Here is a 408-nt window from a genome sequence, read left to right on the forward strand (position 1 = left end):
GAAGGGGGGCGGGGGCCAAAAACGCATCGTCCAAGTAATGCCCGGCCGCACGGATGGGACCGTGGTTTTTGAGCTGGAGGTGACAGGCGAAGACGGGAAGAAATACACCGCTCCGATGACCAAGAACCGCGGCACTGCCAACGACGCCGACGACGAGGTTCTCGAAGTGCCCATCGAGAAGTTGGTTGATCGTGTCTCCGGTTACAAGCTTCTGAGTGGCGTCTTCAATACTCCCGAAAACAGGCAGGCCGCGCTTCGGTATGGCCAGCAAATGGGTTTGGCCCCGAAAGACCAGATGAGCAAACCTCTCGCCGCCCCGGTTCAAAAAGCCGAGGACAAGGATTTGGAGGCGATCGCCGCCGCGTCGACCATGAACGATCAGCTGTCGAAAATCGGCGAGCAAATTTC

At 58.3% G+C, this 408-nt stretch carries 1 protein-coding gene; it reads left to right on the plus strand.

The annotated features are described in order from the left end of the window. The coding region (locus SB717_RS33890) for a hypothetical protein (RefSeq protein ID WP_410907190.1) at positions 1 to 408 on the plus strand (408 nt) is incomplete at both ends.

This window comes from Priestia sp. SIMBA_032, assembly GCF_046535215.1.
GTDB classification, from domain to species: Bacteria; Bacillota; Bacilli; order Bacillales; family Bacillaceae_H; genus Priestia; species Priestia aryabhattai.